21 protein-coding genes are annotated in these 24,231 nt (G+C 73.0%); 15 read left to right on the plus strand and 6 right to left on the minus strand.

The window, feature by feature from the left end:
* The first annotated feature begins 61 nt into the window (after window positions 1–61).
* The 6 genes from CP984_RS02360 to CP984_RS02385 all read left to right on the plus strand — a co-directional run bounded on the left by CP984_RS02360 (window position 62) and on the right by CP984_RS02385 (window position 6,705).
* Window positions 62–553, plus strand: coding sequence for a MarR family winged helix-turn-helix transcriptional regulator (locus tag CP984_RS02360; RefSeq protein WP_063726413.1), 492 nt, complete (start codon window positions 62–64; stop codon window positions 551–553).
* Between the two features lie 153 nt (window positions 554–706).
* Entirely contained in the window at window positions 707–1,975 is a 1,269-nt protein-coding gene (oxyA, locus tag CP984_RS02365) for a tetracycline polyketide synthase beta-ketoacyl synthase subunit OxyA (protein WP_032920569.1), read from the plus strand.
* Entirely contained in the window at window positions 1,972–3,240 is a 1,269-nt protein-coding gene (gene oxyB, locus CP984_RS02370; RefSeq protein WP_003981020.1) for a tetracycline polyketide synthase chain-length factor subunit OxyB, read from the plus strand. Before oxyA ends, oxyB begins: the two co-directional genes overlap by 4 nt.
* A gap of 75 nt (window positions 3,241–3,315) precedes the next feature.
* Window positions 3,316–3,603 (plus strand): acyl carrier protein, encoded by a 288-nt coding sequence (locus tag CP984_RS02375; protein WP_003981021.1) that lies wholly within the window; start codon window positions 3,316–3,318, stop codon window positions 3,601–3,603.
* A 10-nt stretch (window positions 3,604–3,613) separates the two neighbouring features.
* Window positions 3,614–5,452 (plus strand): asparagine synthase (glutamine-hydrolyzing), encoded by a 1,839-nt coding sequence (gene asnB, locus CP984_RS02380; protein ID WP_003981022.1) that lies wholly within the window; start codon window positions 3,614–3,616, stop codon window positions 5,450–5,452.
* On the plus strand, window positions 5,449–6,705 hold the full coding sequence (locus CP984_RS02385) for an FAD-dependent monooxygenase (protein WP_003981023.1): 1,257 nt from the start codon (window positions 5,449–5,451) through the stop codon (window positions 6,703–6,705). Before asnB ends, CP984_RS02385 begins: the two co-directional genes overlap by 4 nt.
* Window positions 6,706–6,768: 63 nt before the next feature.
* Here CP984_RS02385 and CP984_RS02390 read toward each other — a convergent pair whose 3' ends face one another.
* Genes CP984_RS02390 through CP984_RS02400 form a run of 3 tightly spaced genes read right to left on the minus strand, consistent with a single transcriptional unit; the run spans window position 6,769 to window position 10,284 of the window.
* Window positions 6,769–7,806, minus strand: coding sequence for a methyltransferase (locus CP984_RS02390; protein ID WP_003981024.1), 1,038 nt, complete (start codon window positions 7,804–7,806; stop codon window positions 6,769–6,771).
* Window positions 7,807–7,858: 52 nt separating this feature from the next.
* Window positions 7,859–9,793: an AMP-binding protein gene (locus tag CP984_RS02395; protein ID WP_003981025.1), complete on the minus strand. Its 1,935-nt coding sequence runs from the start codon at window positions 9,791–9,793 to the stop codon at window positions 7,859–7,861.
* Window positions 9,794–9,831: 38 nt separating this feature from the next.
* Window positions 9,832–10,284, minus strand: a complete 453-nt coding sequence (locus CP984_RS02400) for a nuclear transport factor 2 family protein (RefSeq protein ID WP_003981026.1) — start codon at window positions 10,282–10,284, stop codon at window positions 9,832–9,834.
* Between the two features lie 268 nt (window positions 10,285–10,552).
* Here CP984_RS02400 and CP984_RS02405 point away from each other — a divergent pair, with 268 nt between their 5' ends.
* The 6 genes from CP984_RS02405 to CP984_RS02430 all read left to right on the plus strand — a co-directional run bounded on the left by CP984_RS02405 (window position 10,553) and on the right by CP984_RS02430 (window position 16,755).
* Complete coding sequence (locus CP984_RS02405) at window positions 10,553–11,344, plus strand: SDR family NAD(P)-dependent oxidoreductase (RefSeq protein ID WP_030181467.1); 792 nt, start codon at window positions 10,553–10,555, stop codon at window positions 11,342–11,344.
* A gap of 58 nt (window positions 11,345–11,402) precedes the next feature.
* Window positions 11,403–12,356 carry a tetracycline nonaketamide D-ring cyclase/dehydratase OxyK gene (oxyK, locus tag CP984_RS02410; RefSeq protein ID WP_003981028.1) on the plus strand — a complete coding sequence of 318 codons (954 nt, stop codon included), beginning with the start codon at window positions 11,403–11,405 and terminating at the stop codon, window positions 12,354–12,356.
* Window positions 12,346–14,019 (plus strand): FAD-dependent monooxygenase, encoded by a 1,674-nt coding sequence (locus CP984_RS02415; RefSeq protein WP_003981029.1) that lies wholly within the window; start codon window positions 12,346–12,348, stop codon window positions 14,017–14,019. The genes oxyK and CP984_RS02415 overlap by 11 nt, the downstream gene beginning before the upstream one ends.
* A gap of 17 nt (window positions 14,020–14,036) precedes the next feature.
* Window positions 14,037–14,795, plus strand: coding sequence for an SDR family oxidoreductase (locus tag CP984_RS02420; RefSeq protein WP_003981030.1), 759 nt, complete (start codon window positions 14,037–14,039; stop codon window positions 14,793–14,795).
* A 19-nt stretch (window positions 14,796–14,814) separates the two neighbouring features.
* Window positions 14,815–15,588: a cyclase family protein gene (locus CP984_RS02425; protein ID WP_003981031.1), complete on the plus strand. Its 774-nt coding sequence runs from the start codon at window positions 14,815–14,817 to the stop codon at window positions 15,586–15,588.
* Window positions 15,589–15,693: 105 nt separating this feature from the next.
* Entirely contained in the window at window positions 15,694–16,755 is a 1,062-nt protein-coding gene (locus CP984_RS02430; RefSeq protein ID WP_078575536.1) for a pentapeptide repeat-containing protein, read from the plus strand.
* A 17-nt stretch (window positions 16,756–16,772) separates the two neighbouring features.
* On the opposite strand, the gene CP984_RS02435 is transcribed toward CP984_RS02430, so the two are convergent.
* From CP984_RS02435 to CP984_RS02445, 3 genes are read right to left on the minus strand one after another with little or no spacing between them, the layout of a single operon-like run.
* Window positions 16,773–17,795 (minus strand): acyltransferase domain-containing protein, encoded by a 1,023-nt coding sequence (locus CP984_RS02435; protein ID WP_003981033.1) that lies wholly within the window; start codon window positions 17,793–17,795, stop codon window positions 16,773–16,775.
* Complete coding sequence (gene oxyQ, locus CP984_RS02440; protein WP_003981034.1) at window positions 17,792–18,871, minus strand: 4-dedimethylamino-4-oxo-anhydrotetracycline transaminase OxyQ; 1,080 nt, start codon at window positions 18,869–18,871, stop codon at window positions 17,792–17,794. Before oxyQ ends, CP984_RS02435 begins: the two co-directional genes overlap by 4 nt.
* Window positions 18,868–19,296, minus strand: a complete 429-nt coding sequence (locus CP984_RS02445) for a PPOX class F420-dependent oxidoreductase (protein ID WP_003981035.1) — start codon at window positions 19,294–19,296, stop codon at window positions 18,868–18,870. The genes oxyQ and CP984_RS02445 overlap by 4 nt, the downstream gene beginning before the upstream one ends.
* A 155-nt stretch (window positions 19,297–19,451) precedes the next feature.
* Here CP984_RS02445 and CP984_RS02450 point away from each other — a divergent pair, with 155 nt between their 5' ends.
* From CP984_RS02450 to otr(A), 3 genes are all read left to right on the plus strand, one after another.
* Window positions 19,452–20,963: an FAD-dependent monooxygenase gene (locus CP984_RS02450; RefSeq protein WP_003981036.1), complete on the plus strand. Its 1,512-nt coding sequence runs from the start codon at window positions 19,452–19,454 to the stop codon at window positions 20,961–20,963.
* Window positions 20,964–21,023: 60 nt separating this feature from the next.
* Window positions 21,024–22,058: a methyltransferase gene (locus CP984_RS02455; protein WP_003981037.1), complete on the plus strand. Its 1,035-nt coding sequence runs from the start codon at window positions 21,024–21,026 to the stop codon at window positions 22,056–22,058.
* A gap of 158 nt (window positions 22,059–22,216) precedes the next feature.
* A complete protein-coding gene (gene otr(A) / locus CP984_RS02460) occupies window positions 22,217–24,202 on the plus strand; it encodes a tetracycline resistance ribosomal protection protein Otr(A) (protein ID WP_003981038.1) in 1,986 nt (661 codons plus the stop codon).
* Window positions 24,203–24,231 lie beyond the last annotated feature (29 nt).

Genomic DNA, 24,231 nt, shown 5'->3' on the forward strand with positions numbered 1-24,231 from the left:
ATCACCGCCGCGGCTTTTGACAAGGTCTTGTCGTTCTCCGGGGAGTACATACGCTGTGGCCATGGATTCCTCAGCCCCTGACCTGGCCGCTCTGATCGAGGTGACCGCCGAGGTCTTCGCGGTCAACGGCCGCCTGCTCCGCGAAGGCGACAGCCTCACCGCCCACGCGGGGCTGACCTCGGCGCGCTGGCAGGTGGCCGGACTGCTGCTGAGCGGCCCCTCGACGGTCGCCCGCCTGGCCCGCGAGCGGGGGCTGCGGCGGCAGGCGGTCCAGCAGACCGTCGAGCGGCTGAAGGCCGAGGGCGTCGTCACGACCCGGCCCAACCCGCAGGACCAGCGCAGCCCCCTGGTCGAGCTCACCGCACGCGGCCGGCAGGCGCTGGACGACCTGCGTCCCCTGGAACGGCGGTGGCTGGAGTATCTGGCCGAGGACATTCCGGTCGAGGACATGCGCGTGGCGATCGCGGTGCTGAGCCGCCTGCGGGAGAAGCTGGACGCCCGTCCGGCGACGGAGTTCGGGACCGGGGCCGGGTCCGGGCGGCAGTCCGCCTGAGCGGCCGCCGCCCCGCCCGGCCGTCTCTCCGGAGTGGCCCGGGCGTCGAATCCGCCTCCAAACCGCCTTGAGGTCCGAAGGTCACTCTGTGCCTCGACGCGCTCGTGCCGCCCCCGGTGGCGCGACGACGGCAGAGGAGACTCAGTGTCCAAGATCCATGACGCGCGACGCGTCGTAATCACAGGGATCGGCGTGGTGGCTCCGGGAGACGTGGGCACCAAACCGTTCTGGGAGATGCTCACCGCGGGCCGTACCGCCACCCGCCCGATCTCGTCCTTCGACGCCTCGCCCTTCCGCTCCCAGGTGGCGGCGGAGTGCGACTTCGACCCGGCGGCGGAGGGGCTGAGCCAGCGGCAGGTCCGCGCCTGGGACCGCACCATGCAGTTCGCTTACGTGGCCGCGCGGGAGGCGCTGGCGGACAGCGGTGTGACGGGCGAGGCGGACCCGCTGCGCACCGGCGTCATGGCCGGCACCGCCTGCGGCATGACGATGAGCCTGGACCGCGAGTACGCGGTGGTCAGCGACGAGGGCCGGCTGTGGCAGGTGGACGACGCCCATGGGGTGCCGTACCTCTACGACTACTTCGTGCCCTCGTCGATGGCGGCCGAGATCGCCTGGCTGGCCGAGGCGGAGGGCCCGGCCGGGGTGGTCTCGGCCGGCTGCACCTCCGGCATCGACGTGCTCACCCACGCGGCGGACCTGGTACGCGACGGCGCGGCCGAGGTGATGGTGGCCGGGGCGTCGGACGCCGCCATCTCCCCCATCACGGTGGCGTGCTTCGACGCGATCAAGGCCACCACGCCGCGCAACGACGAGCCGGAGACGGCGTCCCGTCCGTTCGACCGCACCCGCAACGGCTTCGTGCTGGGCGAGGGGGCGGCGTTCTTCGTCCTGGAGGAGTACGCGCACGCCAGGCGGCGGGGGGCCCGCGCGTACGCGGAGATCGCCGGGTACGCCGGGCGGTGCAACGCGTACAGCATGACCGGGCTGCGCTCGGACGGGCGGGAGCTGGCCGAGGCGGTGAGCCGCGCGCTCGACATCGCGCGCGTCGATCCGTCGGAGGTGGACTACGTCAACGCCCACGGTTCGGCGACCAAGCAGAACGATCTCCATGAGACGGCGGCGTTCAAGCGGAGCCTGGGTCCGCACGCCTACTCGGTCCCGATCAGCTCCATCAAATCGATGATCGGCCACTCGCTCGGTGCCATCTGCGCGCTGGAGGTCGCGGCGAGCGCGCTGACCATCGAGCACGGGGTGATCCCACCCACCGCGAACCTGCGGGAGCCGGACCCCGACTGCGACCTGGACTATGTGCCGCTGGTCGCCAGGGAGGCCGAGGTGTCCACCGTGGTGTCCGTGGCCAGCGGATTCGGCGGCTTCCAGAGCGCGATCGTGCTCACCGAGCCGGGGAGGCAGCGGTGACCGGCCAGCTCGCCCCCGCTCCCGAAACCGGCACCGGCCGCCCCGGCGGCAGCGTCCGGCCGGTGGTCACCGGCCTCGGTGTGGTCGCGCCCAACGGCCTGGGCACCGAGCGGTACTGGGCCGCGACGCTGCGCGGCGACAGCGGCATCGGCCGGATCACCCGGTTCGACCCGTCCGGCTACACCTCCTCGCTGGCCGGGGAGATCGCGGACTTCGACCCCGCGCGGCTGCCGAACCGGCTGCTGCCGCAGACCGACCTGATGACCCGGCTCGCGCTGGTCGCGGCCGAGGAGGCGCTGGACGACGCGGGCGCCGACCCGCGCACGATGCCCGACTTCGCCGCCGGGGTGGTCACCGCCGCGTCGGCGGGCGGCTTCGACTTCGGCCAGCGGGAGCTGGAGGCCCTGTGGAGCAAGGGTGGCGCGCACGTCAGCGCGTATCAGTCCTTCGCCTGGTTCTATCCGGTCAACTCCGGTCAGATCTCGATCCGGCACGATATGCGGGGCCCCGGCGGCGCGCTGGTGGCCGAGCAGGCCGGCGGGCTGGACGCGGTGGCCAAGGCGCGCCGCCACGTACGGGACGGGACGCCGCTGATGCTCACCGGCGGTGTGGACGGTTCGCTGTGCCCGTGGGGCTGGCTGTGCATGACCCGTTCCGGCGCGCTGACCACCCGGACCGATCCGCGCCGCGCGTACCTGCCCTTCTCCCCCGACGCCTCCGGATACGTGCCGGGTGAGGGCGGGGCGCTGCTGGTCCTGGAGGACCCTCGGGCCGCCGCGGAGCGGGGTGCCCCGCAGGTCTACGGGCGGATCGCCGGGTACGCGGCCACCTTCGACCCCCGTCCGGGCTCCGGCCGGGAACCGGGTCTGCGCAGAGCGCTCCGGCTGGCGCTGGACGACGCCGGGATCGGACCGGCGGACGTGGACGTGGTCTTCGCCGACGCGATGGGCGTACCGGCGCTCGACGCGGTGGAAACACAGGTGCTGGCCGCCGAGTTCGGCCCGCGCGGGGTGCCGGTGACGGCTCCCAAGACGATGACGGGACGGCTGCTGGCCGGCGGCGCCTCTCTGGACCTGGCGGCGGCGCTGCTGTCGCTGCGCGACCAGGTCGTACCGCCGACGGTGCACGTGGACGGCGGCGAGATCCCGGACTCGCTGGACCTGGTGACCGGCGCTCCCCGGCCGGCGCGCCTGCGGCACGCGCTGGTGCTGGCCCGCGGTCACGGCGGGTTCAACTCCGCGATGGTGGTCAGCGGCCGGGACTGAGCCGCCGTCAGCTGCTCGCTTCCGGCCCGGCCGGTCTCATGAATCCTCTGCGACTCCCCGAAAGGTAGGACTGTCATGACCCTGCTCACCCTCTCCGACCTGCTCACCCTGCTGCGCGAGTGCGCGGGCGAGGAGGAATCCATCGACCTGGGAGGGGACGTCGAGGACGTCGCCTTCGACGCCCTCGGCTACGACTCGCTGGCGCTGCTGAACACCGTGGGACGCATCGAGCGCGACTACGGGGTCCAGCTCGGGGACGACGCGGTGGAGAAGGCGACCACGCCGCGCGCCCTGATCGAGATGACCAACGCGTCGCTCACCGGCGCGTCCCCGTCCGCGGGTGGCGCCGCGCGGGACAAGTGAGGACCGGCCGATGTGCGGAATCGCCGGCTGGATCGATTTCGAACGCAATCTGGCGCAGGAGCGGGCGACGGCCTGGGCCATGACGGACACCATGGCCTGCCGGGGCCCGGACGACGCGGGCCTGTGGACCGGTGGCCACGCGGCGCTCGGCCACCGCAGGCTGGCCGTCATCGACCCGGCGCACGGGCGGCAGCCGATGCACAGCACGCTGCCGGACGGCACGAGCCACGTCATCACGTTCAGCGGGGAGATCTACAACTTCCGTGAACTGCGGGTCGAGCTGGAGTCCCAGGGGCACCGCTTCCGTACCCACTGCGACACGGAGGTGGTGCTGCACGGCTACACCCGGTGGGGCCGGGAGCTGGTGGACCGGCTCAACGGCATGTACGCGTTCGCCGTGTGGGACGAGGCCCGGCAGGAACTGCTGCTGGTCCGCGACCGGATGGGGGTCAAGCCGCTCTACTACCACCCCACCGCCACCGGTGTGCTGTTCGGCTCCGAGCCGAAGGCCGTGCTCGCGCACCCCTCGCTGCGGCGGCGGGTGACGGCCGAGGGCCTGTGCGAGGTGCTGGACATGGTCAAGACCCCCGGCCGGACCGTCTTCTCCGGTATGCGCGAGGTGCTGCCGGGCGAGATGGTCACCGTCGGGCGCTCCGGTGTGGCCCGCAGGCGGTACTGGACGCTCCAGGCGCGGGAGCACACCGACGATCTGGAGACCACCATCGCCACGGTGCGCGGCCTGCTGACGGACACGGTGCGCCGGCAGCTGGTCTCCGATGTGCCGCTGTGCACCCTGCTCTCCGGCGGGCTGGACTCGTCGGCGGTGACGGCGCTGGCGGCGCGGGCGGGCGACGGGCCGGTCCGTACGTTCTCGGTGGACTTCTCCGGCGCGGGCACCCGGTTCCAGCCGGACGCCGTACGGGGCAACACGGACGCGCCGTACGTCCAGGAGATGGTGCGGCACGTGGCGGCGGACCATACGGAAGTCGTGCTGGACAGCGCCGATCTCGCGGCACCCGAGGTGCGTGCCGCCGTCCTGGGGGCCACCGACCTGCCCCCGGCGTTCTGGGGCGACATGTGGCCCTCGCTGTACCTGTTCTTCCGGCAGGTGCGGCAGCACTGCACGGTGGCCCTGTCGGGCGAGGCGGCGGACGAACTCTTCGGCGGTTACCGGTGGTTCCACCGGACGGCGGCCATCGACGCCGGTACGTTCCCCTGGCTGACCGCCGGCTCGGCCCGGTACTTCGGCGGCCGGGGCCTGTTCGACCGCAAGCTGCTGGACAAGCTCGACCTGCCGGGCTACCAGCGCGACCGGTACGCCGAGGCCCGTAAGGAAGTCCCCGTCCTGCCCGGCGAGGACGCGCGGGAGGCGGAGCTGCGCCGGGTGACCTACCTCAACCTCACCCGCTTCGTGCAGACCCTGCTGGACCGCAAGGACCGGATGAGCATGGCGACCGGCCTGGAGGTGCGGGTGCCGTTCTGCGACCACCGGCTGGTCGACTACGTCTTCAACGTGCCGTGGGCCATGAAGTCCTTCGACGGCAGGGAGAAGAGCCTGCTGCGGGCCGCGGTGCGCGACCTGCTGCCGGAGTCGGTGGTCACCCGGGTCAAGACGCCCTACCCCGCCACACAGGACCCGGTCTACGAGCGGCTGTTGCGCGACGAACTGGCCGCGCTGCTGGCCGACAGCCAGGCGCCGGTCCGCGAACTGCTCGACCTGGGTCGGGCGCGCGACCTGCTGCGGCGGCCGGTCGGCGCCGTCAGCCAACCGTACGACCGCGGCAGTCTGGAGCTGGTCCTGTGGATGAACACCTGGCTGGCGGAGTACGGCGTCAGCCTGGAGCTGTGACCGGCCACCCGCGGCCGCCGGCCGACGGCGCGCACACCGATGTGTGCGTCGTCGGCGGCGGCCCGGCCGGGCTGACCCTGGCGCTGCTGATGCTGCGCTCGGGGGCGCGGGTGACGCTGGTCGAGCGCAGCCGCTCACTGGACCGCGCCTACCGGGGCGAGATCCTCCAGCCGGGCGGGCAGGCCCTGCTCGACGCGCTCGGCGTCCTGGAGGGTGCCCGGCGGCGCGGCTGCCACGAGCACGACGGTTTCCGGCTGGAGGAGCGCGGCAGGACCCTGATCAACGGGGATTACCGGCGGCTGCCCGGCCCGTACAACTGTCTGCTCAGCCTGCCGCAGCAGCATCTGCTGACCGATCTGCTGGAGCGCTGCCGGGCCCACCCGCGCTTCACCTGCCTGACCGGCACCAAGGTCAACGGGCTGGTGGAGGAGGGCGGCGTGGTGCGCGGTGTGGTGTGCGGCGGCGGGGCGGACGGGCTCGTGGTGCGCGCGGACTGCGTCGTCGGTGCGGACGGGCGGTATTCGACGGTCCGCAAGCTGGCCGGCATTCCGTACGACCGCATCGAGCTGTTCGACCAGGACGTGCTGTGGTGCAAGCTCACCGCGCCCGCCACCCGTACGGTGCGGATCTTCCGGGCCGGCGGCAACCCGGTGCTGGCCTACACGTCCTTCCCCGACTGCGTACAGCTCGGCTGGACGCTGCCGCACAAGGGCTACCAGGCGCTGGCCGAGCGGGGGTTCGCGCACGTCAAGGAGCGTATCCGGGCAGCCGTGCCCGAGTACGCGGACACGGTGGACCAGCAGCTGAACAGCTTCAAGGACGTGTCTCTGCTGGATGTGTTCGCCGGCTCCGCACGGCGGTGGGCGCGCGACGGGCTGCTGCTCATCGGCGACAGCGCGCACACCCACAGCCCGATCGGGGCCCAGGGCATCAACCTCGCCATCCAGGACGCGGTCGCCGCGCACCCGGTGCTGTGCGAGGGCCTGCGGCGACGGGACCTGAGCGAGCGGTTCCTCGACGCGGTCGCGGCGCGGCGCCGTCCGGAGACCGAGCGGGCGACCCGCGTCCAGGTGATGCAGAGCCGGATGATGCTGTCGACCGGACGCGTTTCGGCGGCCGTCCGCCCGAAGGCGGCGATGCTGGTCTCGCGTACCCCGGCCTACCGCTCCGTCCTGCGGCGCATCGCCTACGGCGACCAGACACTGCGGGTCCGCTCCGACCTGTTCGAGGAGGGCGAGCCCGCCACCGTCTGATCCTCGTACGACGGGACCCCCGGCCTAGCGTTTCGGCCGGGGGTCCCGTCGTACGTGTGGCGACTACGCGGGCACCGTGCTCACGAACATGTGCAGGTAGGAGTTGACCGCGCGTACCTCCTCCAGCTGGAGCCCCGCCTGCTCCACCAGCGCGCTCAGCCCCGCCTTGGTGTGCTTCTTGCCGCCGACGTTGAGCAGCAGCATCAGGTCCATGGCGGTGGTGAACCGGGTCTCGGGACTGCCGTCGACCAGGTTCTCCACCACCACGACGCGCGCCCCGGCGGGGGCCGACTTGGCGACGTTGCGCAGGGTGCGCACCGTGCTCTCGTCGTCCCACTCCAGGATGTTCTTCAGCAGATACAGGTCGGCACCCTCCGGCACCGACTGCCGGCAGTCACCGCCCACCAGCTGCGCGCGCCCGGCGAGCGCGCCGCCCTCGCGCAGCCGCGGGTCGGCGTCGGCGACGACCTTCGGCAGGTCGAAGAGGGTGCCGCGCAGCGCCGGGTACTTCTCCAGCAGGGTGGCGAGCACCATGCCCTGGCCCCCGGCGATGTCCACCATGGCGCCGACGCCGTCCAGGTCGAGCACCTCGGCGATGGCCTTCGCCGACAGCACGCTGGACTGGGTCATGGCCTTGTCGAACACCTCGGCCGACTCGCGGGCCTCGGCGGTGTGCAGCCAGTCGAAGAACTCGGTGCCGTACAGCGCGGTGAACTCCTCCCGGCCGGTGCGCACGGCGTCCGCCAGGTGCGGCCACAGCGCCCAGGTCCACGGCTCGGTCGCCCACAGCGCCGAGTAGCGCAGGCCGCGCGGGGCGTCCTCGCGCAGCAGCCGGGAGGCGTCGGTGTGCTCGAAGCGGCCGTCGGGGAGTTCGCTGAAGACGTCGTACGCGGCGAGGGCGCGCAGCAGGCGCTCCAGCGCGTCCGCGTCGGCCCGCACCGCCTTCGCGAGGGTGCCGGCGTCCGCGGGTTCGTCCCCGAGGGCGTCCGCGACGCCCAGGCTCGCCGCGGCGCGGACGGCGGCGGCACAGGCGGCGCTCAGGGCGAGTTCGCGCAGCCGCATGACGGCGGGGGGAAGCGCCGTGGGAGAGGTGCTGGTCACGGTGGACTGCCTTTCTGTTTCTGTGGGTGGGGTCGGCGCGGCGCAGCCGCCGTCAGCCGGCCGCGGTGACCGGGACGAACGGGGCCGGGTCGGCGCTCGCGAGCTTCTTGACCTCGCTCACGGCCTGCTGGAACGTCTCGGTGCGCAGCGCGCGGCCGTGCGACTCGGCGTCGTCCCACTCGGCGATCTCGACATAGACCTGCGGGTCCTTGGCGGAGCGCAGCAGGCGGTGCGAGCGGAAGCCGGGCTGCCGCGACATATGGGCGGTGATCTCACCGACCCGCTTCTCGAACTCGGCGGCGTCGCCCTGGACCGTGAACCGGTTGATGAAGGTGAACATGGTGGAGGTGCCCTTCGTGTGATGGGTGGCGCCCGTGGCGTGCTTCCGGGTGCCGCCGAGGGTCTGCTCCCGCAGGTCGCGGCGCTGGATCTTGCCGGTGGGCGAGCGCGGGATGTGCCGTACGACGTCGAGGTACTTGATGTGCTGGTAGTAGGGCAGCTGGTCGTTGACGAAGCGGATGACGGCGTCGCGGTCGGCGGCCTCGTCCGCCAGGACCACCAGCGCGTGCGCGACGGCGCCGCTCAACTCGTCCGGGTGGTCGAAGACCGCGCAGTCCGTCACCCCGGGGCAGCGGGCCAGCACGTTCTCGATCTCCAGGGGCGAGACCAGCCAGTTGTCGCACTTGAAGACGTCCTTGACCCGGTCGACGACGAACAGCCGCCCCTCCGCGTCGGTCTCGCCGATGTCGCCGGTCGAGAACCAGCCGTCCGGGTCCACGGACTCCTCCCGCGGCCGGCCGAGGTACCCCTTCATCAGCTGGGGCCCCTTGACCTGGATCTCGCCGCGGCCGCCCACCGGGAGGACGGCGCGGGTCCGCAGGTCCACGATCCGGCAGGCGGTGCCCGGTACGGGCCTGCCCGACGAGCCGGCCACCGGGTGGTCCAGGTCGTCGAAGTGCGTGGACGGCGCGGTCTCGGCCAGTCCGTACCCCTGGACGACCGGGACGCCGAAGTGCCCGCCCAGGACATCGGCGGTCCGCGCGGGCAGGGCCGATCCGCCGGAGAGCACGGCCCGCAGGCTGGGCACGGACAGTTCCGGCAGCCGGTCGTCCGCCGCCAGCCGGGCCAGCCGTACCGGCAGGCTGTAGAGGTGCGTCGCGCCGTGGCGGGCGCCCTCGCGCAGTGCGGCCACGGTGTCGTCGCCGGGCCGCAGCAGGTGGGTGGCGCCGACGGTCACCGCGATGTTCAGGTGCATCAGGTGGAACGACGGCAGGGTGTTGAGCAGCACCGACTCGGGGGTGAGCCGGTGGGTGTACGCGGTCTGGGCCGCGTTCACCGTCAGGTTGCGGTGGGTGAGCATGACGGTCTTCGGGGCGCCGGTGGTGCCGCTGGTGAACTGGAGGTTGGCCACGGCCTCGGGGTCGCGGCCGGCGAACGGCGCCGTGGCGGGGGCCGCGTCGATCAGCTCGTCGAGCGTGGGCACGTCGGCCGTGGCCTCCTGAAAGCCGGCCTCGCGGTGGGTGAGCACCACGGTCCGCAACGCCGGCAGGTCCCCTCGTACGGCCTGGATACGCGCGTACATCTCCGGCGGGACGATCACGGTCCGCGCGCCCGCCGAGCGCAGCACGTGCGTCAGGCGCTCCTCGCGCAGCAGCGGGTTGAACATCGCGCTGACGTGCCGGGCCCGGGAGGCGCCGAAGTACGCCACGGCGAACGAGGTGTCCAGTACGGCGGCGATGCCCACCACCGCGCCGGGTTCACCGTCCAGTTCGCGCAGCGCGGCGGCGCACCGCGTCGCCCGCTCCTCCAGGGCCGCGTAGGTCAGGTCCCCTGAGGGGCCGCTCAGCGCGAGCCGTCTGGGGGCGCGGCGGGCCGCCCGCGACAGCACGTCGTCGATGCGCGGGCCGCCCGTCAACTGCGCCAGCACGTCGAGCGGCGGCCCCTCGGCGGTGCTGTCCTGCGGGCCCTCGGGGTGGCGCTCGGCCATGGGCAGGGCTCCTCTCTCGCTCGCGGGTCGGGGCTGCACTACTCGGGCCGCAGGTCGTCCCGGCGCACCTCGCGGTGCCGTACGCGCAGTTGGCCGTCCTCCCGTACGAGCACGTCGTCGCAGCTCGTGCTCAGGTGCACCGCGGCCTGGCCGCCGCGCGGCGTGCTGATGATCAGGGCGTAGGTGCGGGCGCGGACGGTGCCGTCGTCACAGGCGTCGGCGTCCAGCATGCCGAGCCAGTGGCGGCGCTGGACGCCCTGCTCGGCCAGCAGGGCGGCGGCCTTGCGGGCCCCGGCCGCGATGGCGGCCCGCCCGACGGACGGCTCGGGGTGGGCGTTGGCGACGAAGACGCCGTCCTCGGTGAAGGTGCCGGCCCACTCCTCGACCCGCGCCTCGTCCAGGCAGCGCATCTGGCGTCCGTAGAAGTGCTGGATCTCCTGGTAGAGCGCGGTGTCCACGGGGACGCCCGAGGGCTGTTCCGGGGCGGTCATACGACTCTCCTCTCCGGCGGCCGGGCTGGGGGCGGCCGCTCGGCGTGAGCGTGGCAGCCGGTCTTCGACCGTTCTTCGAGCCGTGGTCGGTCCGTGATCGCCCCGCCGCGCCGCACGGAGACCGCCCCAACCGCGGTCGGTCCAGCCTCGAACGGGCCCTTGCAGGCTGGGGCGTACGGGACGGGCGAGGCAGCGCCTGGGTCCGCCCGGCCGGACGGGCGCCGCGCGAGCGCGCCCACCGCAGACCACAACACCGGAGGACAAGGCCATGACTACCAGTGCCACGCCCAGGACCGCCCTGGTGACGGGCGGCACCAGCGGCATCGGGCTCGCCGTGGTGAAGACGCTCGCCGCCCGCGGGCTGCGGGTGTTCCTGTGCGCCCGCAGCCGCGAGAACGTCGACGCCGTGGTCAAGGAACTGCGCGACCAGGGGCTTCAGGTGGCCGGGTGCGAGGGGGACGTGCGGTCCCGGGAGTCGGTGGAGCGGGTGGTGCGCGCCGCGGTCGACCGGTTCGGGCCGCTGAGCGTCCTGGTGAACAACGCGGGGCGCAGCGGCGGCGGAGTGACCGCGCGCATCCCCGACGAGCTCTGGTACGACGTGATCGACACCAACCTCAACAGCGCCTTCCTGGTCACCCGTGAGGCCCTGACCACCGGCGGGCTGGAGCGGGCGGGCGTCGACGGGCGGATCATCAGCATCGCCTCCACCGGCGGCAAGCAGGGCGTTCCGCTGGGCGCCCCCTACTCGGCCTCGAAGGCGGGCCTGATCGGTTTCACCAAGGCGCTGGCCAAGGAGCTGGCCCCCACGGGGGTCACCGTCAACGCCGTGTGCCCGGGGTACGTGGAGACGCCGATGGCCGTCCGCGTACGGCAGGCGTACGCGGCCACCTGGGACACCACCGAGGAGGACGTGCTGTCCCGCTTCAACGACAAGATCCCGCTGGGGCGCTACTCCACACCCGAGGAGGTGGCCGCCCTGGTCGGCCACCTGGCGGGCGACGAGGCCGGGTCCATCACCGCGCAGGCCCTCAACGTCTGCGGCGGGCTGGGCATTTACTGACCCGCCCGCCACAGCCCCGCCCCCGCTGCTCCGCACACCCGAGAGGAACCGACGACGCATGCCCGCACCCACATCCCACCGCGCCGTGCACCGCACGGAGATCGACGCCCCGGCCGACCGGGTGTACGCCCTGATCAGGGACGCCGCCGAGTGGCCCCGGCACTTCACCCCGACCGTCCACGTCGAGCGCGCGGAGCTCGACGCCCGCAGCGAGCGGCTGCGGATCTGGGCCACCGCCAACGGCGAGGTCAAGCACTGGACGTCGCACCGCGCCCTGGACCCCGAAGGGCAGAGCGTCCGGTTCCGGCAGGAGGTGTGTTCGCCTCCGGTGGCCGCGATGAGCGGTGAATGGGTCCTCCGGGACCTTCCGGGCGGGCGGTGCGAGCTGACGCTGCACCACACGTTCGCCGCGGTGGACGACCGCCCGGAGGACGTGGAGTGGATCACCACCGCGACCGACCGCAACAGCCGTACCGAGCTGGCGAACATCAAGGCGCTGGCCGAGGCCGCGGGGTCCGACGCGGAGCTGCTGTTCTCGTTCGAGGACTCCGAGACGGTGCACGCCCCGGCCGAGGCGGTGTACGCGTTCCTCGCGGAGGCCGGGAAGTGGCCCGACCGGCTGCCGCACGTCTCCCGGCTCGACCTCACCGAGCCGTCCGACGGCGTGCAGGTGATGACCATGGTCACCCGGGCCAACGACGGCTCGGAGCACACGACGGAGTCGGTGCGGGTCTGCTTCCCCGACGAACTGCGCATCGTCTACAAGCAGATCGGCACCCCGCCGCTGATGACCCTGCACACCGGTGAGTGGTCGATACGGGACACCGGGGACGGGCTGCTCGTCACCTCCCAGCACACCATCCGGATCAACGAATCCGCCATCCCGGAGATCCTCGGCGCGGACGCCACGGCGGCCGACGCGCGGGCCCGGGTGCGCGCGGCGGTCGGCGGCAACAGCGCGGCCACCCTGGCCCTCGCCAAGCGCTTCGCGGAGGCCCCGCATGCCGCCTGAGGCGGACGGCCCGCAGGTGCTGATCGCCGGCGCCGGGCCCGTCGGCCTGACCCTGGCGCACGAGCTGACCCGCCGGCGCGTCCGCGTCCGGGTCATCGACCGGGCGGACGGCCCGGCGACCACCAGCCGGGCGCTGGCCGTGCATCCGCGCACCCTGGAGGCGTGCCACCAGATGGGCCTGGCGGACGCCCTGGTGGCGCGGGGCCGGCCGGTCGTCCACTTCACCGTGCACCTGCGCGGCCGGCAGCTGATCCGCTTCGACACCAACTACGGCAGGCTGCCCACGGCGTACCCGTTCAGCCTGATGCTCGACCAGGTCCGTACGGAGGAGATCCTGCGCGAGCGCCTGGCCGGGCTGGGCGTCGGGATCGAGTGGGGCGTGGAACTGGCGGACTGCGCGCCCTGCGGGGACCGGGTCAACGCCGAACTGCGCCGTGACGGCCGCTCCGAACAGGTCACCGTGCCCTGGCTGGTGGGCGCGGACGGCTCGCGCAGCACCGTACGCGAGCGGCTGGGGCTGCGGCTGGTCGGCGACGCGACGCAGACCTGGCTCAACGCGGACGTGGTCCTGGACGCCGACCTGTCCCGCGACAGCAACCACCTGGTGCACACCGGTTCCGGGACGGTGCTGCTGGTGCCGTTCCCCGACCCCGGCAAGTGGCGTGCGGTGGACACCGGGTACGCAGGTCAGGGAGCCGATCCGGAGACGGTACGGCGCCGCCTCGCCGGGTCCCTGGCGCGCGGTCTCGGGCGTCCGGTGGCGGTCTCGGAGCCGACCTGGGTCTCCGTCTTCCGCGTACAGCAGCGCATGATCACCGCCATGCGCTCCGGCCGCTGCTTCGTGGCCGGGGACGCCGCGCACGTCCACAGCCCGGCCTCCGGCCAGGGCATGAACACCGGCATGCAGGACGCCTACAACCTGGCGTGGAAGCTGGCGGACGTGGTGCGCGGACACGCGCGGGAAGAGCTGCTGGACACCTACGCCGCCGAGCGCATCCCGGTGGGCGGCAGGCTGCTGTCCTCGACGCGCACGGCCACGGCCCTGGTGGCGCTGCGCAACGCCGTGGCGCCGGTGGCCATGCCCGTGGGCCTGTCCTTCCTCAAGGCGGTGCGCCCGCTCAAACGACGCGTCGAGCACCGGATCATGGCGGGAATGTCCGGCCTCGCCCTGCACTACGCGGACAGTCCGCTGACGTACGGCACGGGCGACGGGGCGGCAGGGGTACACCCCGGGCACCTGGTCGCGTGCACGGAACAGGACGTGGCGCGCCACCCCGGCCTCCGGGCGCTGCGGCAGGCGCTCACCGATCCCCGGTGGCTGCTTCTGCTGTTCGCTGATGATGGCGGCGCCGCGGAGCTGGCACTGCGGTACGGCCGGGCCGTACAGATACGCACCGTCATCCCTCACGAGGACGAAGACGGCCCCGCCCTCGCCGACCCCGACGACGCTCTGCGGCAGACCCTCGGCGTCCCTCCCGGCGGCTGGGCGCTGATCAGGCCGGACGGCTATCTGGCCGCGAAGGGGCAGCGGTCCGGCACCACCACCCTGACCGCCCGGCTCCAGGCACTGCACCTGCTCCCGGAGGACACCGCGCCCGGCGCCGGTGACTCTGCCGGCCGGCCCGCGCCGGACGGCACACGCCGGGGCGTGACGACCGAATGACCAAGGAGGACACGCGTATGACAGCGATCAACGGCGCACCGGCGGCAGGCGGTTCGGTGGCACTGGTCATCGGCGGCACCCGCGGCATCGGGCTGGCCGCCGCCCGCAAACTGAGCGCGGCGGGCAGCGAGGTGCTGCTCAACTACGCGCACGACGAGGACGGCGCGCTGGCGGCCGAACGGCAGCTGTCCGAGGAGGGCGGCAAGGTACGGCTGATGCGCGCGGACATCGGCCGCCCCGCCGGTGTGGTGCGGCTGCTGGAGGACATCCGGCGCACCCACGGCCGGCTGGACGTCCTGGTGCACGCAGCCGGTTCCTTCCATCCGGCGCCGACCGCGTCCCCGCACATCGGCAAGTACCTGGGCGACGGCGCCGTGGCGGTCGGACCGCTGCTGTACGGGGCGGCGCGCCTGGGCACCCTGATGACCCCGGACACGGGCCGTATCGTCGCCGTCTCCAGCATCGGCGCCCGGACGGTCGTCCCCGGCTACGCGGGTCTGGGCATGGCCAAGGCGGCCTTGGAGACGCTGGTGCGGTACCTGGCGGTGGAACTCGCCGGGAAGGGCGTCGCGGTGAACGCGGTGGCCGCGGGCAAGATCGCCGACGGCGGTCCCGTACCGGCCCAGGTACTGGAGGGCCTGCTGCGGCGGACCCCGACGGGGCGGCTGGCGACTGCCGAAGAGGTGGCCGACGTGGTGGCGCTGCTGTGCCGCCCCGAGGCCGGCGGCCTGCACGGACAGGTGCTCACCGTGGACGGCGGGGCCTGCCTGCGGTAGGCGCCCGGAAGGGACCGACATGCGCATCATCGATCTGTCGACAACCGTGGACGCCGGCCGGTGGGAGGTCGATCCGGTCGAACACGAAATCCTCACCCCGGCCGAGGGCGGCCGGCACATGGCCGAGGGGATGCGGCGCCACCACGGCATCGACTTCGACCCCGCCGACCTCCCGGACGGCGAACTGCTGTCCCTCGACACCCTGCGGCTGACCACCCACACCGGCACCCACGTCGACGCCCCGTCGCACTACGGGTCCCGCGCGCGCTACGGCACGCCGCGCCACATCGACCAGATGCCACTGGACTGGTTTCTGCGGCCGGGCCTCAAGCTCGACCTTACCGACGAGCCGGTGGGCGCCATCGGAGCCGACCGGATACGGCGGGCCCTCGACGAAGCGGGCCGCGACCCGCGTCCGTACGACATCGTGCTGCTGCACACCGGCGCGGACCGGCGGGCCGGAAAGCCGGAGTACTTCACCGAGTTCGCCGGCCTGGACGCCGCGGCGACCCACCTGCTGCTCGACTTCGGCGTCCGGGTCATCGGCACCGACGCCTTCAGCCTCGACGCCCCGTTCGGGCACATGATCAAGGAGTACCAGCGCACCGGCGACCGCGGTGTGCTGTGGCCCGCCCACTTCGTGGGACGGGAGCGCGAGTACTGCCAGATCGAGCGGCTGGACAACCTCGGCGCGCTGCCCGGACCGGACGGCTTCTTGGTCTCCTGCTTTCCGTTCAAGATCGCGGGAGCGGGGGCGGGGTGGACGCGGGCGGTGGCGGTGGTGGAGGAGTAGGGACGGACGGGTGAACGGGCGCCCCCGGAGCATCCTGGGGCGCCCGTCCGCACGGCTTCCACGGAATCCGCCACGGCCCACCTGCGATGGCGGTCGAATGGCAGTATGCGAAACCGGCGGAGTCAGCAGTTGCACCGCGTGGTCCGGCGCGCTTCCCGGGCCGGGAACGGCCCGCCACCGGCCGGCAGCGTCCCTCCGCGTCCGGAGCTGGGCTGGGCCCGTCTGATCGAGCTGACTTCGGTACTGCTCGCCTCGGTCGTCGCCGTGCTGAGCCTCTGGTTCTCCAACCGCCAGGTGGGCAACCAGTTGCGGATCGCCCAGGGCGAGCTGAGCACCACCAGGGAAGGTCAGATCACCGAGCGGTACACCGCGGCCGTGGGCCAGCTGGGCGAGGATTCGGTGGACGTGCGCCTGGGCGGCATCTACGCCCTGCAGCGCAACATGGAGGACCTCCCCCGCGACCACCCCACCATCGCCGACGTCCTGGCCGCCTATATCCGCACCCACGCCGGCACCCCGCCGAAAGGCGGCAAACGGGTGCCACCCGATGTCCTGGCCGCGCTCGACGTGATCAGCGGCCGGAACTCCGCCCATGACGGCTCCTTCGTTCCCGACCTCCGCTCCACCCACCTGCCCGGCGTCGAACTGGGGTGGGACCGTTCGTCTCCCGTCGCCGCCGACCACAAGCGGGCCCAGTTGCGCGGAGCGATCCTCCGTGACTGCGACCTGAGGGACGCGCGTCTGAGCGGCGCGGACCTGCGAGGCGCGAGGCTCGCACGCGCCGATCTGGCCGACGCGGATCTGCGCGAGGCGGACCTCCGGGAAGCCACTCCGGCGCGGGCGAACCTGCGCGACGCGGACTTGTCCGACGCCAACGTGCGCAAGGCGGACCTGAGGTTCGCGGATCTTCGCGGCGTGGACCTGTGGGGCACCGATCTGCGCGGCGCGGTCCTGTACCGGGCGAAACTGGCCGGCCTGGAGCTCAGCGAGGCGCACCTGGACGGAGCCGACCTCCGCGGTGCTGATCTCACGGACGCGGCGGTGGCACGGAGCCAGGTCCTCGCGAGCCGCATCGACGCGGAGACCAGGCTCCCACCGGACATCGCCCGCGATCCGGAGGTGCGGGCCCGGATCGCTCAGGCCGAGGCGGAGGACGATGGTTTCTGATCGCCGCCTCACCCTCCTCAGGGAATCCGGTACCCCTCACCCCGCAAGGCGTCCACCGCCTCCCCCAAAGCCACCCGGTCATCCTCCGGCCCATCCGCCCGCTTAGGTGACAGCGGTACGACCATGCAGTCCCCACGGCGTACGGAGGGGTGGCGCAGGGCGAGGCTCGACAGCGTACGGCCGGGTCCCGCTTCGACCACCACCAGTCCGCCGGGCGCCAGCAGCCCGTCCAGAGCGGGCCAGAAGCGCACCTGGTCCACGGGGTGCGCGGCCCAGTACGCGGGGTCGGCGACCTGCTGGGCCGTCAGTGGTGCGGCCGTGTAGCAGGAGTGGACCACGGTGCGCGGCGGCCGGCGTTCCACCGTGGCGAGCACCGCCTCGGCGCCCCTGGCGTGCGGGGCGATCGCCGGGCTGTGGAACGGGCTGAGCGCGGGGACCCGCTGGGCGGTGATGCCGCGGGCCCGCAGGGTCTCCCCCACGGCGCGCAGCGCGTCCTCCGGCCCTCCGAGTACGGTCTGCCGCGGCGCGTTGACGGCGCCGACCACCACGCCGTCGCCGAGGAAAGGTTCCAGCGACGCGGCGGACTCCGCCACCGCCAGCATGCCGCCCGGGGGCGCGGCCGTCAGCCGCGTCACCCGGTCGAGCACCACCCGCGCGGCGTCGCGCACCGTGAACACCCCGGCGAGCGTGGCGGCCGCCATCTCGCCGATGCTGTGGCCGAGCAGCGCCACCGGACGGATGCCCCAGCTCGTCACCAGGCGGCCGAGCGCGTAGTCGACGGCGAACAGCAGCGGCTGCGCCCGCAGTACGTGGTCCACCGGCAGCTCCGGCCGCTCGGCCAGCCAGTCGGCGTGCATACGGGCGCCCTCGGCCCCCATCGCGCCCAGCACCTCGTCGACCGCCTCGGCGAAGACCGGCTCGGCCGCGTACAGCCCCGCCGCCATCCGCCGGTACTGGGAGCCCTGGCCGGGCAGCAGCAGCGCCACCGGCCGGGGCGCCCGTGCGGCGGGCGCCCCGGTGGCCTTCGTGTCCGCCGTCATGTCAGCCGGGCGGCGGCCGCGGCGATGCGTTCGTCGGTCGCCGTGAACGCAATCCGTACGTACTGCTCACCGGCCTCGCCGTAGAAGGCACCGGGTGCGACGAGGATGCCGAGATCGGCCAGCTTCTGTACGGCGGGCCAGCAGGGCTCACCCCGGGTGGCCCACAGGAACAGGCCGCCTTCGGAATGCTCGACGCGGAACCCGGCCCCCTCCAGGGCCGTGCGCAGAACGCGCCGCCTGTAGGCGTACCGGTCTCGCTGCCGCTCCACGTGGGCGTCGTCCTCCAGGGCGGCCACCATGGCCGCCTGTACGGGGGCCGGGACCGCGTGCCCGGCGTGCTTGCGTACCTGGAGGAGGCGCCCGATCAGGGCCGGGTCGCCGGAGCAGACGCCCGCGCGGTAGCCCGCGAGGTTGGACCGCTTGGACAGCGAGTGCACCGCCAGCAGACCATCGTGACTGCCGCCGCACACCGCCGAGTCCAGCAGCGACACCGGCCGCCGGTCCCACCCGTATTCGATGTAGCACTCGTCGTTGACGAGGACGGCGCCCCGGTCCCGCGCCCAGGCCACGATCTCGCGCAGCTCGGGTACGGACAGCACCCGGCCCTCCGGGTTGGACGGCGAGTTGAGCCAGACCACCTTGACCGGTTCACTGCCGAGCTCCAGCGGTGAATCCACCGGGCGCCCCCGCGCGCCCGCGAGGCGCGCGCTGACGTCGAAGGTGGGAAACGCCAGCCGGGGAAAGGCCACCGTGTCGCCGGGGCCGGTGCCCAGCATCGCCGGGAGCCAGGCGATCAGCTCCTTGGTGCCGACCGCGGGCAGTACGGCCGAGGGGTCCACCGTCACGCCCAGGCGGCGGCGCAGCCATGCGGCGGCCGCTTCGCGGAGCGCGGGCGTCCCCTCCGTGGGCGGGTAGCCGGGCGCGTCGGTCGCCGCCGCGAGGGCGTCGCGCAGCACGTCGGGCGTGGCGTCGACCGGTTCGCCCAGCGCCAGGTTGACCAGCCCGTCGGGGTGGGCCGCGGCGCGCTTCTTGTACGGCAGCAGCACATCCCACGGAAATTCGGGCAGTTCCCTCATCGCCGTCCTCCGTCCTCGGCCGTGATGTCGCGTGCGTGGACCCCGGTGGACAGGTCCCCTTCGATGCCCCAGGTGACGATGCGCCGGGGGTGGATGCGGATCATCTCGTCGGCGCAGTGCGGCCGGCGCTCCCTGCCGCCGGTGGGCAGCGCCTGGGCCGTGCCGTGGATGACGACGGCGCGGACCACCTCGGGGTCGCGGCACGGCACGTCGTCCACGACGAAGGCGACCCGGTCGTTCTTCGCCACGTTCCGGAACTTGCGGCTGCGGCCCATGTCCCGGCCGGTGATCTCGATGGTGCCGCGCTCCTCGTCGATCTCGAACGAGACGGGCACGTTGTGGGGTTCTCCATGGGCGCCGACCGTCGCCAGACGGCCGTAGCCCTGCGCGCGCAGGTAGGTGATTTCCTTCTGGGTGAACGGCATGAAGCGTCCTCGGGGTCCGTAGGGTCGCGGCCACGCTACGAAGCCCGCTTCGAGCACACTTCGAGCCACCCGCTCCGGATTCCGGCTGGACGGCGCCTTTAATGCCCGCGGTCAGCATGCTCGGCGGCAACCCACTGATGATCCGAGGAGCGTGTATGCGGTACGACGTGGTGATCGCCGGCGCCGGGCCGACCGGCCTGATGCTCGCCTGCGAACTGCGCCTGGCCGGTGCCAGGACCCTGGTGCTGGAACGCCTGGCGGAGCCGGTCGACTTCTCCAAGGCCCTCGGTGTGCACGCGCGCACCGTCGAGCTGCTGGACATGCGCGGGCTGGGCGAGGGGTTCCAGGCCGAGGCGCCGAAGCTGCGCGGCGGGAACTTCGCCAGCCTCGGAGTACCCCTGGACTTCTCGTCGTTCGACACCCGGCACCCGTACGCGCTGTTCGTCCCCCAGGTGCGTACCGAGGAGCTGCTGACCGGGCGGGCCCTGGAGCTGGGGGCCGAGCTGCGGCGCGGGCACGCGGTGACGGCGCTGGAGCAGGACGCCGACGGCGTGACCGTCTCCGTCACCGGGCCCGAGGGGCCGTACGAGGTCGAGTGCGCGTACCTGGTGGGCTGCGACGGCGGCGGCAGCACCGTACGCAAGCTGCTCGGCATCGACTTCCCCGGGCAGGACCCGCACATGTTCGCGGTGATCGCGGATGCCCGGTTCCGTGAGGAGCTGCCGCACGGGGAGGGCATGGGACCGATGCGGCCGTACGGCGTCATGCGGCACGACCTGCGCGCCTGGTTCGCCGCCTTCCCGCTGGAGCCGGACGTCTACCGGGCCACGGTCGCCTTCTTCGACCGGCCCTACGCCGACCGCCGGGCGCCGGTCACCGAGGAGGACGTGCGGGCCGCGCTGACCGAGGTGGCCGGCAGCGACTTCGGGATGCACGACGTGCGCTGGCTCTCCCGGCTCACCGACACCTCACGCCAGGCCGAGCGGTACCGCGACGGCCGGGTCCTGCTGGCCGGCGACGCCTGCCACATCCACCTGCCCGCGGGCGGCCAGGGCCTCAACCTGGGCTTCCAGGACGCGGTGAACCTGGGCTGGAAGCTGGGCGCGACCATCGCGGGCACGGCTCCGCCGGAGCTGCTGGACACCTACGAGGCCGAGCGCCGCCCGATCGCCGCCGGCGTACTGCGCAACACCCGCGCGCAAGCCGTGCTGATCGACCCGGACCCGCGTTACGAGGGGCTGCGGGAGCTGATGATCGAGCTGCTGCACGTCCCGGAGACCAACCGCTATCTGGCGGGCCTCATCTCGGCGCTGGACGTGCGGTACCCCATGGCGGGCGAGCACCCGCTGCTGGGGCGCCGCGTACCGGACCTGCCGCTCGTCACCGAGGACGGCACCCGGCAGCTGAGCACGTACTTCCACGCGGCGCGCGGCGTCCTGCTGACGCTCGGCTGCGACCAGCCGCTCGCCGACGAGGCCGCGGCCTGGAAGGACCGGGTGGACCTGGTCGCGGCCGAGGGCGTCGCGGACCCGGGCTCCGCGGTCGACGGGCTGACCGCGCTGCTCGTACGCCCCGACGGCTACATCTGCTGGACCGCGGCTCCGGAGACGGGTACGGACGGGCTCACCGACGCCCTGCGCACCTGGTTCGGGCCGCCCGCCATGTGAGGCACCCCCACCCGGTTCCCTGCCCTTCCGCGCCCGCCCCTTCCCAGGCCAAGGAGTCCCATGACCACCACACCGCTCGCCCCCGTGGCCCAGGCCCGCTCGCTGCTGCAGCTGACCACCGCGTACCACCAGGCGAAGGCCCTGCACAGCGCCGTGGAGCTGGGCCTGTTCGACCTGCTCGCCGACGGGCCCGCGACCGCCGAGGAGGTGAAGGACCGGCTGCGGATCGTCCATCCGCTGGCCAAGGAGTTCCTCGACGCGCTCGTCGCGCTGGAGTTGCTGGAAGCGGACGGCGACCGCTACCGCAACTCCCCCGCCGCCCAGGCGTTCCTGGTGTCCGGCGCCTCCGAATACCTGGGCGGCACCGTCCTCCAGCACGCCCGCAAGCACTACCACGTATGGGCCGGGCTGACGACGGCGCTCCAGGAGGGCGAGGCGGGTTCCGGCGCCGAAGCGCACGGGCCCGAGGCGTACCCCAAGCACTACGAGGACCCGGAGCGGGCCCGTCAGGTCATGGCGCACTTCGACACCTTCAGCTCCTTCACGGCCGAGGAGCTGGCGCGCCGCGTCGACTGGAGCGGGTACGGGTCCTTCATCGACATCGGCGGCGCACGGGGCAACCTCGCCACGCGGGTGGCCCTGGCCCACCCGCACCTGCACGGCGCCGTGTTCGACCTGCCCGCGCTGGCCCCGCTGGCCGGCGAGCTGATCCGTGAGCGCGGCCTCGAAGGCCGCGTCCGCTTCCACGGCGGCGACTTCCTGACCGACCCGCTGCCGTCCGCGGACGCCGTGGTCACCGGGCACGTACTGCCCGACTGGCCGGTACCGCAGCGGCGCAAGCTCCTCGCGCGCATCCACGAGGCGCTGCCCTCCGGCGGCGCGCTGGTGGTCTACGACCTGATGACGGATCCGGCCACCACGACGGTGCACGACGTACTGCAACGGCTCAACCACGGCCTCATCCGCGGCGACAGCTCGTCCAGCAGCGTCGAGGAGTACCGCGCGGAGATCGAGGAGGCCGGCTTCCGGGTGCGGCAGGCGGAGCGCATCGACAACCTCCTCGGTGACTGGCTGATAGTCGCCGTCAAGCCCTGACCCTGCGTGGCCGCCCTTGCTACCGTGATCATGCCCGCGGGTGTGTTCCCGCCGGGCGGATCACAGCGACGTCAGAGAGGGCGGAACGATGCGGCAGGCGACCACGAATCCGGCAGGAAAGGTCCGCATCACGACGCTAAGGAATCCGAACCCCCTCCATGAACAAGCTGAATCTGGGCATCCTGGCCCACGTTGACGCCGGCAAGACCAGCCTCACCGAGCGCCTGCTGCACCGCACCGGTGTGATCGACGAGGTCGGCAGCGTGGACGCCGGCACCACGACGACCGACTCGATGGAGCTGGAGCGGCAGCGCGGCATCACCATCCGGTCCGCCGTGGCCACGTTCGTCCTGGACGATCTCAAGGTCAACCTCATCGACACCCCGGGCCACTCCGACTTCATCTCCGAGGTCGAGCGGGCGCTCGGGGTGCTCGACGGCGCGGTCCTGGTGGTCTCGGCCGTCGAGGGCGTCCAGCCGCAGACCCGCATCCTGATGCGGACCCTGCGCAGGCTGGGCATTCCCACGCTGGTCTTCGTCAACAAGATCGACCGGGGCGGCGCGCGTCCCGACGGTGTGCTGCGGGAGATCCGCGACCGGCTCACCCCCGCCGCGGTGGCACTGTCCGCCGTGGCGGACGCCGGCACGCCGCGGGCCCGCGCGATCGCGCTCGGCCCGGACACCGACCCGGACTTCGCCGTCCGGGTCGGTGAGCTGCTGGCCGACCACGACGACGCGTTCCTCACCGCCTACCTGGACGAGGAACACGTACTGACCGAGAAGGAGTACGCGGAGGAACTGGCCGCGCAGACCGCGCGCGGTCTGGTGCACCCGGTGTACTTCGGGTCCGCGCTGACCGGCGAGGGCCTGGACCATCTGGTGCACGGCATCCGGGAGTTGCTGCCGTCCGTGCACGCGTCGCAGGACGCGCCGCTGCGGGCCACCGTGTTCAAGGTGGACCGTGGCGCGCGCGGCGAGGCCGTCGCGTACCTGCGGCTGGTCTCCGGCACGCTGGGCACCCGCGATTCGGTGACGCTGCACCGCGTCGACCACACCGGCCGGGTCACCGAGCACGCCGGACGCATCACCGCGCTGCGGGTCTTCGAGCACGGGTCGGCCACCAGCGAGACCCGGGCGACCGCCGGGGACATCGCGCAGGCGTGGGGCCTGAAGGACGTACGGGTCGGTGACCGGGCCGGGCACCTCGACGGTCCCCCGCCGCGCAACTTCTTCGCGCCGCCCAGCCTGGAGACCGTGATCAGGCCGGAGCGCCCGGAGGAAGCGGGACGGCTGCACGCCGCGCTGCGCATGCTGGACGAGCAGGACCCCTCGATCGACCTGCGGCAGGACGAGGAGAACGCGGCCGGCGCGGTGGTCCGCCTCTACGGGGAGGTGCAGAAGGAGATCCTCGGCAGCACGCTCGCGGAGTCCTTCGGCGTACGGGTGCGCTTCGACCCGACCCGTACGGTCTGCATCGAAAAGCCCGTGGGGACGGGCGAGGCGCTGATCGAGCTGGACACGCGGACGCACAACTACTTCTGGGCGACCGTGGGTCTGCGCGTCGGACCGGCCGAGCCCGGCGCGGGCATCACGTTCCGTTTGGCGGTGGAACTGGGCTCGCTCCCCCTGGCCTTCCACAAGGCCATCGAGGAGACGGTGCACACCACCCTGCGGCACGGTCTGTACGGCTGGCAGGTCACCGACTGCGCCGTCACCCTGACCCGTACCGGCTTCGCCAGTCCGGTCAGCGCGGCCGACGACTTCCGCAAGGCCACGCCGCTGGTCCTGATGGACGCGCTCCGGCAGGCCGGTACGGAGGTGCACGAGCCGGTCAGCTCCTTCGAACTGGAGGTGCCCGCCGCCCGGCTCAGCCCGGTACTTGCGAAACTCGCGGAACTGGGCGCGACGCCCGGTGTGCCCACGGCCGAGGGGGACGTCTTCCGCCTGGAGGGCACGATGCCGACCAGCCTCGTGCACGACTTCAACCAGCGGGTTCCCGGACTGACCCAGGGCGAGGGCGTGTTCCTGGCCGAGCACCGGGGCTACCGGCCCGCCGTCGGACAGCCGCCCGTGCGGCCGCGGCCCGAGGGGCCCAACCCGCTCAACCGCGACGAGTACATCCTGCACGTGCTCAAGCGCGTGTGAACCGGCACCGGACCGCGCCCCGCGGCGGA

Source organism: Streptomyces rimosus (assembly GCF_008704655.1).
Classification (GTDB): Bacteria; Actinomycetota; Actinomycetes; order Streptomycetales; family Streptomycetaceae; genus Streptomyces; species Streptomyces rimosus.

What these genes read in the sequence shown, in the direction of transcription:
- CP984_RS02360 (WP_063726413.1), top strand. Translation starts at nt 62, where the DNA reads ATGGATTCCTCAGCCCCTGACCTGGCCGCTCTGATCGAGGTGACCGCC.
- CP984_RS02375 (WP_003981021.1), top strand. Translation starts at nt 3,316, where the DNA reads ATGACCCTGCTCACCCTCTCCGACCTGCTCACCCTGCTGCGCGAGTGC.
- asnB (WP_003981022.1), top strand. Translation starts at nt 3,614, where the DNA reads ATGTGCGGAATCGCCGGCTGGATCGATTTCGAACGCAATCTGGCGCAG.
- CP984_RS02395 (WP_003981025.1), bottom strand. Translation starts at nt 9,793, where the DNA reads ATGGCCGAGCGCCACCCCGAGGGCCCGCAGGACAGCACCGCCGAGGGG.
- CP984_RS02400 (WP_003981026.1), bottom strand. Translation starts at nt 10,284, where the DNA reads ATGACCGCCCCGGAACAGCCCTCGGGCGTCCCCGTGGACACCGCGCTC.
- CP984_RS02405 (WP_030181467.1), top strand. Translation starts at nt 10,553, where the DNA reads ATGACTACCAGTGCCACGCCCAGGACCGCCCTGGTGACGGGCGGCACC.
- oxyK (WP_003981028.1), top strand. Translation starts at nt 11,403, where the DNA reads ATGCCCGCACCCACATCCCACCGCGCCGTGCACCGCACGGAGATCGAC.
- CP984_RS02415 (WP_003981029.1), top strand. Translation starts at nt 12,346, where the DNA reads ATGCCGCCTGAGGCGGACGGCCCGCAGGTGCTGATCGCCGGCGCCGGG.
- CP984_RS02420 (WP_003981030.1), top strand. Translation starts at nt 14,037, where the DNA reads ATGACAGCGATCAACGGCGCACCGGCGGCAGGCGGTTCGGTGGCACTG.
- CP984_RS02425 (WP_003981031.1), top strand. Translation starts at nt 14,815, where the DNA reads ATGCGCATCATCGATCTGTCGACAACCGTGGACGCCGGCCGGTGGGAG.
- CP984_RS02430 (WP_078575536.1), top strand. Translation starts at nt 15,694, where the DNA reads ATGCGAAACCGGCGGAGTCAGCAGTTGCACCGCGTGGTCCGGCGCGCT.
- CP984_RS02435 (WP_003981033.1), bottom strand. Translation starts at nt 17,795, where the DNA reads ATGACGGCGGACACGAAGGCCACCGGGGCGCCCGCCGCACGGGCGCCC.
- oxyQ (WP_003981034.1), bottom strand. Translation starts at nt 18,871, where the DNA reads ATGAGGGAACTGCCCGAATTTCCGTGGGATGTGCTGCTGCCGTACAAG.
- CP984_RS02445 (WP_003981035.1), bottom strand. Translation starts at nt 19,296, where the DNA reads ATGCCGTTCACCCAGAAGGAAATCACCTACCTGCGCGCGCAGGGCTAC.
- CP984_RS02450 (WP_003981036.1), top strand. Translation starts at nt 19,452, where the DNA reads ATGCGGTACGACGTGGTGATCGCCGGCGCCGGGCCGACCGGCCTGATG.
- CP984_RS02455 (WP_003981037.1), top strand. Translation starts at nt 21,024, where the DNA reads ATGACCACCACACCGCTCGCCCCCGTGGCCCAGGCCCGCTCGCTGCTG.